Genomic DNA, 335 nt, shown 5'->3' on the forward strand with positions numbered 1-335 from the left:
CGACGTGGTTCTCGCGGAAGTCGTCCACGTAGTCGGCCGGATCGAAGTCGGCCTCGAAGTCCTCGGCCAGGGTGACGATTCCGGTGTATGCCGAGGCGATGGCGTCGGCTCCGTCGAGTCGGTGACCGAGAGGGAGGAATGTGTGGCGGCCAGGGGGGCGATGGGGTCGGCGGGATCGTCGTGTGCGAGGGCCGCGTGCAGTTCGTTGACCGGGCGGCGGGCAGTCGGGGGAAGGTCGGTGAGTGCTGTGATCCGGCCGGCGAGGGGCGCAGCTCGGCCGCGTCGCGGCGGGCCCAGGCGGTGGTGGTGCGGTCGGCGGCGCGGGCCTGGCGGGT

General features: G+C 72.8%; 1 pseudogene. It reads right to left on the reverse strand.

Going from position 1 to position 335, the window contains the following annotated elements:
- Positions 1-150: 150 nt before the first annotated feature.
- Positions 151-335, reverse strand: a pseudogene (locus tag GT354_RS54285) (type III effector protein); the annotation flags it as partial.

It is taken from the genome of Streptomyces sp. SID3343 (assembly GCF_009865215.1).
Taxonomy (GTDB): domain Bacteria; phylum Actinomycetota; class Actinomycetes; order Streptomycetales; family Streptomycetaceae; genus Embleya.